The 9,897-nt window shown below is 50.5% G+C and carries 11 protein-coding genes and 2 pseudogenes; 7 read left to right on the top strand and 6 right to left on the bottom strand.

What is annotated here, in order from left to right; genetic code table 11:
• Positions 1–379: 379 nt before the first annotated feature.
• Positions 380–1,612: a right-handed parallel beta-helix repeat-containing protein gene (locus tag BVK86_RS28690; protein WP_083659366.1), complete on the bottom strand. Its 1,233-nt coding sequence runs from the start codon at positions 1,610–1,612 to the stop codon at positions 380–382.
• Between the two features lie 360 nt (positions 1,613–1,972).
• Here BVK86_RS28690 and BVK86_RS28685 point away from each other — a divergent pair.
• Together BVK86_RS28685 and BVK86_RS28680 are read left to right on the top strand one after the other, a co-directional pair.
• Positions 1,973–2,239, top strand: a pseudogene (locus tag BVK86_RS28685) (hypothetical protein); the annotation flags it as partial.
• 81 nt (positions 2,240–2,320) lie between these two features.
• The gene (locus BVK86_RS28680; protein ID WP_075949590.1) at positions 2,321–2,653 is read left to right on the top strand and encodes a hypothetical protein; all 333 of its coding nucleotides are present in this window, start codon (positions 2,321–2,323) and stop codon (positions 2,651–2,653) included.
• On the opposite strand, the gene BVK86_RS28675 is transcribed toward BVK86_RS28680, so the two are convergent.
• Positions 2,631–3,077 carry a hypothetical protein gene (locus BVK86_RS28675; protein WP_075949589.1) on the bottom strand — a complete coding sequence of 149 codons (447 nt, stop codon included), beginning with the start codon at positions 3,075–3,077 and terminating at the stop codon, positions 2,631–2,633. The two genes, BVK86_RS28680 and BVK86_RS28675, sit on opposite strands and share 23 nt — an antisense overlap.
• Positions 3,078–3,200: 123 nt before the next feature.
• Between BVK86_RS28675 and BVK86_RS28670 the strand changes: the two genes are divergently transcribed.
• Positions 3,201–3,602 carry a hypothetical protein gene (locus tag BVK86_RS28670; protein WP_075949588.1) on the top strand — a complete coding sequence of 134 codons (402 nt, stop codon included), beginning with the start codon at positions 3,201–3,203 and terminating at the stop codon, positions 3,600–3,602.
• Between the two features lie 24 nt (positions 3,603–3,626).
• Here BVK86_RS28670 and BVK86_RS28665 read toward each other — a convergent pair whose 3' ends face one another.
• A complete protein-coding gene (locus BVK86_RS28665; RefSeq protein ID WP_075949587.1) occupies positions 3,627–4,142 on the bottom strand; it encodes a hypothetical protein in 516 nt (171 codons plus the stop codon).
• A 73-nt stretch (positions 4,143–4,215) separates the two neighbouring features.
• Complete coding sequence (locus tag BVK86_RS28660; protein WP_075949586.1) at positions 4,216–4,536, bottom strand: hypothetical protein; 321 nt, start codon at positions 4,534–4,536, stop codon at positions 4,216–4,218.
• 50 nt (positions 4,537–4,586) lie between these two features.
• Between BVK86_RS28660 and BVK86_RS28655 the strand changes: the two genes are divergently transcribed.
• A complete protein-coding gene (locus BVK86_RS28655; RefSeq protein WP_075949585.1) occupies positions 4,587–6,662 on the top strand; it encodes a DNA cytosine methyltransferase in 2,076 nt (691 codons plus the stop codon).
• Here the strand turns inward: BVK86_RS28655 and BVK86_RS28650 are convergent.
• Positions 6,659–6,943 (bottom strand): hypothetical protein, encoded by a 285-nt coding sequence (locus tag BVK86_RS28650; protein WP_075949584.1) that lies wholly within the window; start codon positions 6,941–6,943, stop codon positions 6,659–6,661. The two genes, BVK86_RS28655 and BVK86_RS28650, sit on opposite strands and share 4 nt — an antisense overlap.
• 463 nt (positions 6,944–7,406) lie before the next feature.
• Here BVK86_RS28650 and BVK86_RS28645 point away from each other — a divergent pair, with 463 nt between their 5' ends.
• The 3 genes from BVK86_RS28645 (at position 7,407) to BVK86_RS28635 (ending at position 9,570) form a co-directional block, all read left to right on the top strand.
• Positions 7,407–7,676 carry a phiTE_072 family protein gene (locus BVK86_RS28645; protein WP_231977950.1) on the top strand — a complete coding sequence of 90 codons (270 nt, stop codon included), beginning with the start codon at positions 7,407–7,409 and terminating at the stop codon, positions 7,674–7,676.
• Positions 7,677–7,864: 188 nt separating this feature from the next.
• The gene (locus BVK86_RS28640) at positions 7,865–8,074 is read left to right on the top strand and encodes a hypothetical protein (RefSeq protein ID WP_075949583.1); all 210 of its coding nucleotides are present in this window, start codon (positions 7,865–7,867) and stop codon (positions 8,072–8,074) included.
• A gap of 320 nt (positions 8,075–8,394) precedes the next feature.
• Positions 8,395–9,570, top strand: coding sequence for a right-handed parallel beta-helix repeat-containing protein (locus BVK86_RS28635; protein ID WP_075949582.1), 1,176 nt, complete (start codon positions 8,395–8,397; stop codon positions 9,568–9,570).
• Between the two features lie 91 nt (positions 9,571–9,661).
• Here the strand turns inward: BVK86_RS28635 and BVK86_RS30285 are convergent.
• A pseudogene (locus BVK86_RS30285) lies at positions 9,662–9,796 on the bottom strand (lysis protein); the annotation flags it as partial.
• Positions 9,797–9,897 lie beyond the last annotated feature (101 nt).

Here is a 9,897-nt window from a genome sequence, read left to right as displayed (position 1 = left end):
TTGGGGTAGAGATAGACTTTTTCGACTTTTGCGTCGGGACGCATCATGAGGTGCTGGCTCCGGAAAGGAATCGAGAGCACAGCATCGGGGATCAGGTGGCGGCTTTGAATGTGGGGTTCATGGAGCGCTTACCCTTGAGGCCGCCATCCTGGAGCTTTCCAACTGGGTTGAGGCTCGAGGTTCGGGAGACGTCGCCGACAATGTCCGAGGCGCTCTGGACACGATCGACAAGAACGAGGAGTTTATAAAGCTGACGCTTGCAGTGCTCTTGGCTCCGGAGTAATCGCTACGACCTAATAGCGGCCGTTACGACAGTTTCGTTTTCCACAACTGCAAGCGGCCAGTCGTAACCATGCACGCCTTTACTAGAGGTCATTCTTTACTGCAAAGAAAGCACACTATTATCGTCATAGGTAGCATGCCTATACAAAGCATGTTCTTCAGCCCATTCCGGAGTTAATTTTTTTGCTGAAATATTGCCGCTAACGGTAATTTCGGCTAGATCTGACTTCATTATTTGGGCGGGAAAGCCTGGAGCATTGCCTTCAAAATTATTATTAGTGATTTCGATATTTCGGCCATTTTGTATGGCGATGGCAAATCCGGAGTTACCAGTCATAACATTATTATCAATTATAATACCATTGATATCCTTATCACTTTCAACAATACCATTAGACACATATATCGCAGAGGTTATTCCATTTACTATTAAATTGTCTTTAATAATTACATTACTGGCATGACTGACATTTATCCATATACCGTAGCAGCTACCCGCATAAATATTATTTCCTGAAATCTCGCTATCGACCATGATGCCAAGAACTGTTATTCCATCTCCAGTAGTACCATTGCCAGGATAGCGAATTTCATTATCTTGGATCGCTATCTTATTTCCAGATGCAGCAATATTAAAGTAACTATTCTTCATGAGAAAATTGTCACTTACCAGCACATTCTCTCCACCTTCAAACTTTATAACACCGTGAAAATTATAAAATTTATTTCCTTCTACCTCCCCTCCGATTTTCATATTGATAATATTTTTAGCATTCAGTGGTGCCGCCCCTGTCTTAATGGAAAGATTAATAGCACCTACAGAATAAATGTTTTTACTTTCAAATTTATTATTTTTAACTTTAACTTTTATAGATGCATGTTTTTTTCGACCTGACATGCCTGACGCGACAACCCAAAAGCGAGGCGCCTCGTCCCACGGAGCCAATCGCCTACTTTTTTCTTGGTCATAAACTACATCTACAACTACAGTATTGTCTTGAAGACGCAGTTCACCCCCATTCATTAGAACTACTGTTCTATCGTCTGCGGTTTCCATTTCGCTCAATCCGGAAATAAATATAGAAACTCCATTTATTTCCAGAACCGCATTTTCCTCAACAACAAATCGACCACGCCCAGTAATATTTAATGGGCCCTCACCGACTATTTTTAGCTTACCATATATATATATCGGGTCACTTATCGTCAAACCTGCTGCCGGCACACTGATAGTATCTGTCGATAACCTTGGAATATTTGGACTAATCATTTGGCTTGCCTGGACACCTCCAGCAACCGCCAATAAAAAACCTAATACAATAGCCTTCATACAAAACCCATTTTAATTATAGCGCCCAAAAAGCACGCACGTTCCGTCGCAGGTAATATCTTGTCAGATATTCCATACAGCCTATAGTCAACTTTTAGCCTTGTAAGCACTACAACTTCCAAAACTGGCTTAGCCAAATAACCATATCACGATCTAAATTTATTTTCAGCTGCATTATTCGCAGTGTTCTCATTTCCGCTAATTTGGTGTTGATATAGTTAAAGGATCACCTCCAAATAGATATGCCAATGACTGCTCATCGCCCTCCACTCGCCCAATCGCCTCGTCTAGATTACTGTATATCCAAACAGTACATGTAAGGCGCAATGATGGACCCGCACGAAATCGAAGACACCGACGACTGGCTACCTCAGCGTCCAGTGCCGCGATCAACGCGGGCACCGCTACTCAAAATCCGTCGAGGTTGCGCCCCGGGGCAACTATCTGGCCGCGCACCTCGAAGACGTGATCGAGGAAACCTACAAGGACCTGGTTGCGGAGAGCAACCCGAATCATCGAGTCGCGTCGGGCTGGATCGCGATCCCCGCCGAGGTCTCGCTTACTGAAGAGCAAGCGGCCCGCGTGTTCGACGCCGTGGGCGTCTGGAGTCAGCAGAAAGCAGCATGAGACGAATCAATAAATTGGTTAGCGCAAGGCGCCGACCGACATGGTTGGCATTGCCGGCCAGCAGCATCGAAGAGGTTGATCATGGCCAAGACTGGACAAGAGCAATCGGCGAAGGCCGCACTGAAGCGGATCGAATTCGACGAAAAGGAGCTGCGTCACCGGTGCCAGCTCGGAACGCGGCAGAAGCTGGAGGAGCTCATGGCCTGGAACGAAGATACCGAACAGGCCTCGGTGATTGAGGGATGCCTTCGGTATGTACACTCACTTGGCCCTGAAGGCGTACGGGAAGCATTGAGGACGCACCACAAGATCGTGATTAACGAAAACGTGGCGCGTGAATTTCGGAATCAAAGCTTGGCCGAACTGAAGCGCGATCCAGGTGACGAGATCGTCACACCAGCACGGGAGAACTGAGGACACGGCGAGCAATGGCAATCAGAAGGCGGTAGCTCTGAGCATCATCATCCCATGCGAGCAGTTCATCTTTCTCTGCATTCAAAACTGATCCATTCGCTGCAACGAGAAACCTGCAACATTCGTTAAGCGCATCGCCACTCAAACTACGCGTGCTGACGATAGCCTCAGCGTATCCCTTCTGGTCATCAACGAGTGGAGAAAGGTGAATATTGAACTTACGCCCCAGCACTTCGCCGGTAATCAGTTCGCCGCTCTCGCCTGCTGCTACCGAAAAGAAACCTCTTAACATCTCAGGCCCAAGTCGCTTCCAATGATCAACGTTTTCGAGCAGGCATTCCTTGGCTCGTTGATAACCACCGGCCGACATAACTAGCGCCCGCTGAAATTGATGGTTGTCGTACTCAAAATCTATCTTGTCCACGCACCTGACTCCTTCCATGCGGGCGACTTTGCCCAGAACGTTGATATCACGAGCCACAACCAAAACGCCACTACTGCTTTGCCACCACTGGTCACGGAGGGCGGCGCCTGACTGGAGAAATCCATGAGCCACAACTGCGCATACGTCCGGCAGCACTACCAGGTGCCTGCCGAAATCGGCCGCCGCGTCATTGCCTACGGGAAGCCCGGCGTCATCCTTGCCGATCGCGGCCATTACATCGGCGTGGTGCTGGACGAAGACCCGAAGAAGAGGATCCGCAACTACCACCCCACACACGAAATGAAGTACGGCGAAATGGCCGAGACGCTGCCGTTGAAAGAATGGCTGGTCCTGCCGTTCAAGCATGACTGGGACGATCTCGACTGGAGCCGGGAAGCCCGCGAAGATCTGGTCAGGATCTGGGCCGCCATTCGAAGTCAGGCCAGATACAAAGCCTACGAGCGACTTCAAGATTACTGCCATGGCATCAGAGCGATGCTGCACTTCAAGGTCCGGCGCGCCTGATCTGGCCGGACTTGCTGAGCTGAGTCAGGCTGACGGATCGGGTGAAATATCTCTTACACCAAGAGCTCTTCCCAGCTTCGCGGAAGTTATCGCAAGCTGATCGGGGTGTTCCTTCAAGTGATCGATAAACCAGAAAACACCCAATAGAAAACCTAGGATCAGATCTTCGGCTTTCAAGACGAAAACGTCCGAAGTGTCGTTTTTGGTACATTTGGCATTGCCGAATGTGTAGTAGATCTTCCGAATCGATGGATCTTTGTGAGCGCCAGCCTCGGCTGTTCCCATGTGCAACAGTCCATTCCTAGCGCCCCATAGTTCATCGGACGTGCACGAGATTGCATTCTTCGCCAGCATAAAGTTATCAACCCACGCTTTGAAATCTTTGCCAGAAGACTTGTCCCCCGGAATGCTTAACCAAGCCATTTGATCGATACCCACATAGGTCAACATCAAAGCCTGTGTTTGGTGTCCTCCATTCTTCAGGCATACAACCGCGTCAGTCATCTTCTTCGCGAACGAAAAAACCTGTGCTTCGCTCAATCGTAACTCCTTGATCCGGCTCCATGCCGGGCCGAACACAAATACCCCACTTCAACGAATCACGCCAGCCAAGTCAGAACCCTGAAGTCCTGCCCCTACCCTGAAGGCTCCATTTGTCCGGTACATTGCCGACAGAAAGATGAATCCGGTCATCGTAACTGCAGACGAAACGAACCCGATCCTCTGTCAGGTTGTTGTGGCTGGCAATCGCCCTGGTAGTTCGATACGTCTCTTTGCCTGCCTTCGACTCTGCCTCCATCCATCTATGGACACGGCACGCGTCACGCTTAACACCAATCCAGCCGAACAAAGTCTGCATCCCATAAAGCGCTAAGCCTGCGGCTGCGCCGCCAAACGACGTCGAGATGATGTCGTTTATCAGTTCCTGATCCATCGGAAACCCTCACAAATTAATCCGCTGAATATACCCGGCGAGGATCCCCTATGTCCGCACAACAGAAGAAACATCCCTTCGATTTCAAAACTCAATACGGACTCGGCTTCAGCACTCAGGACGATGAGATCGTTGTCGACTTCTTCTGTGGTGGTGGCGGCGCCGGTACCGGGCTGGAAATGGGCCTGGGTCGCGCGGTGAACGTGGCGAAGAACCACAGCCCTCAGGCGATCAGCATGCACACAGTGAATCACCCGGGCGCTGTGCACTACACTACCGACGTGTTCGAGGGTGATCCGGACACCGAGTGCGGTGGCAAGGCCGTTGGCTGGTTCCACATGTCACCCGACTGCACGCACCACAGCCAGGCCGCCGGCGGTCAGCCGCGCAAGCGTGAGATCCGCAACCTGTCGTGGATCGGTCTGAAGTGGGCAGGCAAGAAGAAGCCCCGAGTCATCAGCCTGGAGAACGTAAAACAGATCCTCCAATGGGGGCCGCTGATCGCCAAGCGCTGCAAGGACACCGGCCGGGTCGTCACCCTCGACCTGGAACCGCATCCGACCAAACCGAAAAGCAAAATTAACCGGGTTGCCGGCCCTGGCGAAATCGTGCCGGTGCACAATCAGTTTCTGGTACCGAACCCAAAACGGCGCGGGCAGACCTGGGCCGTGTTCGTCTCCGAGCTGCGGCGCCTCGGCTACGTCGTGGAGTGGCGGGTACTGAAGGCTTGCGACTACGGCGCACCAACCAGCCGCGAACGGTTGTTCATGATCGCCCGCTGCGATGGCCATCCGATTGTTTGGCCAGAGCCAACACACGCGAAGAACCCTGCCAAAGGCCAAATGAAGTGGCGCACCGCCGCCGAGTGCATCGACTGGACGGTACCGACCAAAAGCATTTTCGGACGACCAACCCCGCTCGCGGACGCCACCCTGCGCCGGATCGCCAAGGGCATGAAGAAATTCGTCATCGATGCAGCTGACCCTTTCATCGTGCCGATCGCGAACTGGTCCGGGGAAATCGTCCAGTCGGCGCATGACCCGCTGCGCACCGTGACCTCTTGGCCGCGTGGTGGCTCGTTCGCCATGGCCAGCCCAATCATCGCGCCAGCCACACATCAGGGCAGCGACCGAATCAACGATCCACATGCCCCGCTACCGACGGTGACCTGCGCAAATCGTGGCGAACTGACGCTGATCAGCCCGGTACTGGTCGGTACCGGCGGACCGGAGTACTCAGGCAAGCCGACATCGATTGATCAACCATCCGGGACACTGATGACCCAGAACCATCGCGCGATCGCCGCGGCGCACCTGGTGAAGTTCCGGTTTGCGGACGAAGGCAAAGCGCTCGACGAACCGTTGCCGACCATCACCAGCGGCGGTAATCACCAGCGCCCGGCCGGTGCCGCCCACGCCATGGGGATCTCGACGGTGTTCATGGCCCAGATGAATGGCGGCTTCAACACTACGGCAGCCAAGAGCATGGATGATCCTCTGACCACTGTGACCAATACCGGCAGCCAGCACCAGTTGGTGACCGCGACGCTGATCACCAACACAACAGGCCACGCGGCAACAGACCTGAGAAATCCGGTACCAACTGTCACTACCGGTCAGCACCACGCTATTTGCTCGGCGCACCTGACCACGCTCCGGAAGAACTGCATCGGCCGAGGCATGGATGAGCCCGTACCGACAATGACTGCCGGCGCCGAGCACCACGCATTGCTCGAGTACACGTTGTCACCGGAGCATGAAGCAGGCGCCCTGCGCGTCGCGGCATTCCTGATCAGCTATTACGGCACCGAGAACATGAGCGCCGCCGACGCACCAGCGCCAACGATTACTACCAAGGATCGACTCGGCCTGGTCACCGTCACAATCAAGGGCACGCCCTACGTGATCGTCGACATCTGCCTGCGGATGCTGCAACCGGCCGAACGGTACAAGGCTCAGGGCTTCCCGGCCGACTACATCATCAGCCACGGCGCCGACGGCAAGCCATTCACCAACACCCAGCAGGTCCACATGTGCGGCAACAGTGTCAGCCCGCCGCCGATGGCCGCGCTCGCCAGGGCTAACGATCCATGGCGAGCATCTGAAGCTGACGCGAAAGCTGCTTAATCTTTTTCCATAAACTTCGCACATGGAAAACACTTGCTCGGCGCCGACTCAATAACTTCTTGGACGAAGTGCGCCATTTCTTTAGGGCTTTCGAAAATATTCACTTCACCGCGGGACATCATCGTGTTTCCGCGCGCAAAGGCGAAAGAGGTTTCGCGACCCGGATTGAAATGTTCGGAGTGACAGGCACAGTATTCCAAAACGCCTGCTTTTATCGCGATCTCAACTGCAACTGCACGTTTATCTTCTGCTTCCATCATCGCGTGCTTGGCTTGGCCCATTGCGGTAACTCCGAATGAAGTGAGAGCCCAACCTACCCCCGTATTTCCTGCGCTTCAAGCATCTTTAAAATTAGTTGTGGCAGACCGTTCGTCAGCAATTGATGAAGGCCACAGCCTGACTGCATCGCATGATTTTTCAGAAAATTTCCCTCTACCGCCCGGGCATGACCCGGCATAGGACGCCCCATGCCCAAAGACAACCGACAAGGCCCGCTGAATTAGCCGCTTGAATTCATTTGGGATCGTCGCAGCGCCGAGCTTCCCGAATGAAAAATGCCCCCACGATCACGGGTAGCAGACCAAGCAAAACTATGTCCCACGCCTTATGTTCGACCGCATTCCAAATAACTACAAACTGCAACACTCCGCACCAAATGAAGTATTTCGTCATGTCTGAGTAAGCCATCGCTACCCCTCCTCCGATTTACAAAACAATTTAGCTGACTATTGGCGAGGTATCCCCATGCCCACAGAAAACAATACTGCCGAGCCGCTGAAGATTGAGCGCTCAACAGTCACGAAGCTGGTGATCACTGGCGCGCCGCGTCTTGACGCGATCACCGTGTTCCTCGAGGACTTCGGCCGGCGCGACTGCTCCATCGAATCCGATCCGAACTATCAGACCGCCCAGGGCAAGATCACCATCAACTGCTGGGACAACAGCTGTAACGCCTATGGAATGACAGGGTGGGGATTTACGACCCCACCATGTCAAGGTGACCCCGAAACCTAAGCAAGCTATTGATGTATAAAGGAAATTAGGTAATTTTCCAGAGGTACAAAAGCGCGACTTCACCCTATAAGAATCAATAACTTAGCGTTGTATATTCCTACAGTAGTTCCCCTTCCCCGGCGTCCTGCCAACCGTCAAAGATCTTTTCAACGCAGTGCTACGCTTGACCTCATAACCGAGGATCCGCGATGCCAAATTCTGATCTGCTCCCTTCTCTACTTTTTAAGCTCAACGAAAATCAACTCGCGCTCGAAGCCGCCATCATGGATCTGTCGAATTGGGTCGAGCAGCGCGGATCGGCTGACGTTGCCGACAACATCCGGAGCGCCCTGGTCGCTATTGATCGCAATGAGGAACTCATCAAAATGACGCTCGTGGTGATGATGGCACCTGAATGATTGGACTGTTCGTCGCTACCTCCTCGCTCTAGTCAAACAGCTCAATTACTCTACATAAAAACAGAGTATTTAAGGCCCACCAACGGGCCTGCTGGAAGTCGAAAAAACCGACGAATAGCTCGGTTGCTCTACTCCGCTCAAAACTTAACAGCCCACGGTACGTTTTAGTGACCACACAGATGAGCCAGGAGCGAATCTGTACGGACTGTTAATGGTGATCTCGCAAGTGCAGTTACAAACTCAAAACTTTTTTGGTGCAATATTATGTGTTTTATTGTAATATTCACATTTTTTGATAAATACATGAAAAGTTAAAATATATGAACATTTTTTTATTTTCAAAATCATTTTCACTGCTAACTTTATTCACCACCTTTTCTGGCGTGGCACTTGGATCGGAAAAAACCCAATTATCATGCGACCCTTCGGCATATAAAATTTCAAGACAGATAACTGTCACTTCTAAATACTCTTTAGACAAGAAAAAAAATCAAATTTGCTTTGAAAAAAATGGCGGCTTTCATGTCCTTGCGGGCGGAAAGCTTGAATTACAAGACAAAGAAATAATCTTGCTCAGCAACAATAACAAAACATTGATAAAACTTGAGCCCGGAAGCAGCTTAAAAATAAAGAGAGTAAAATTAAACTCCAAATACGTTACAGACATTAAAGAAACAAAAGATAGCTCTGGCGCCTTAGGAATTACCGGGAGCATTAACATAGTTTCTGGAAGCGTCTCACAAAAACTAGGCCTTCGAATTGAGATTTCTGACAGCAAATTTGCCGCGGAGAACACGTATTCAACCGCTGGAATTTCGATAATGTCTACAATTGAAAATCCAAAGCCAGTAACCGGATCAATCATAAACTCGAAATTTAAGAATATATGGAATCCGGTACTTATTCTAAATGCCAAAAAATTTGAGATTTCCAGCAATACATTCAAAAAAAATCCTGGTTCCAACATTGTCATTTCCGGATCAGACGTACTCTTAAGCAGGAATGATATCGTGTTTGCAGGAGCAGGCTATATTGGTGACGGCATCACGGTATATAAATCGCTTAAAAATTCTCAAATAATTAGAAACAACATAACAGGTGGTAGCTGCTATGGGATATGGTTCTACAACTCAGAATTCCACAATGTACTGGTCGCAAATAATCGCATTTCGCTGGGCGTAACAACCGGAATAAACATAACAAACGACAAAAAGCTTAAAAGTGACAATCTGCTAATTAAAGAAAATCATTTAGCTGGAAACGCTGGATTTGGCGTTGGAGTTGATAAAGATGTTTCAGGCGTCACTTTGACATCTAACTACTTTATTGGAAATGCCGCATCATATGGCAATAATGATATCTCAATATCAAACACAGCTTCAGCAATAATCGAAGACAACAACATTTCAGCACAATCAATCGATCCAGAATGGGCAAAAGTGCGAGATCCTTATCGCACACATGTCAACCATTCGTTGAAGATCTTGAAGTACTAAACAACTGGAGCGCCCAGTAAAGTAGGATATCGACGGCCCTCAGCCCAAAAAAATCTGCACAAATATTTTGAAATAGCCAAATCCCAATGGCTCAGCGATTTATTTCTCTGACATACGCCTGGCAAGCCGCCAACGCGATCAGTCCTTGGTCGCCTTCATCTGTGATGGCGACAATTCGTTGAGCATGCGCTGGGTCAAGTGTAAGCGCTCCATAAACCCCACCTGTTCAAAAATAGGCGGCGCGCTTAGCTAAGCGATGCGGGCGAGCAGTTCCACGGCAGCAAGGCTTCGTAATCTTCAACCGAGGTTGCCTGTGGCAGGCGCTCA

The sequence above is a fragment of the Pseudomonas reinekei genome (assembly GCF_001945365.1).
In the GTDB taxonomy this organism is placed as follows: Bacteria; Pseudomonadota; Gammaproteobacteria; order Pseudomonadales; family Pseudomonadaceae; genus Aquipseudomonas; species Aquipseudomonas reinekei.
Note: the sequence above shows the minus strand (reverse complement) of the source record. Positions and strands in the feature narration are given on the sequence as shown.

Excerpts from the sequence above, each read along its gene's own strand:
- BVK86_RS28690 (WP_083659366.1), bottom strand. The coding sequence starts at position 1,612 with ATGAAGGCTATTGTATTAGGTTTTTTATTGGCGGTTGCTGGAGGTGTC.
- BVK86_RS28680 (WP_075949590.1), top strand. The coding sequence starts at position 2,321 with ATGGCCAAGACTGGACAAGAGCAATCGGCGAAGGCCGCACTGAAGCGG.
- BVK86_RS28670 (WP_075949588.1), top strand. The coding sequence starts at position 3,201 with ATGAGCCACAACTGCGCATACGTCCGGCAGCACTACCAGGTGCCTGCC.
- BVK86_RS28660 (WP_075949586.1), bottom strand. The coding sequence starts at position 4,536 with ATGGATCAGGAACTGATAAACGACATCATCTCGACGTCGTTTGGCGGC.
- BVK86_RS28655 (WP_075949585.1), top strand. The coding sequence starts at position 4,587 with ATGTCCGCACAACAGAAGAAACATCCCTTCGATTTCAAAACTCAATAC.
- BVK86_RS28650 (WP_075949584.1), bottom strand. The coding sequence starts at position 6,943 with ATGGGCCAAGCCAAGCACGCGATGATGGAAGCAGAAGATAAACGTGCA.
- BVK86_RS28645 (WP_231977950.1), top strand. The coding sequence starts at position 7,407 with ATGCCCACAGAAAACAATACTGCCGAGCCGCTGAAGATTGAGCGCTCA.
- BVK86_RS28640 (WP_075949583.1), top strand. The coding sequence starts at position 7,865 with ATGCCAAATTCTGATCTGCTCCCTTCTCTACTTTTTAAGCTCAACGAA.
- BVK86_RS28635 (WP_075949582.1), top strand. The coding sequence starts at position 8,395 with ATGAACATTTTTTTATTTTCAAAATCATTTTCACTGCTAACTTTATTC.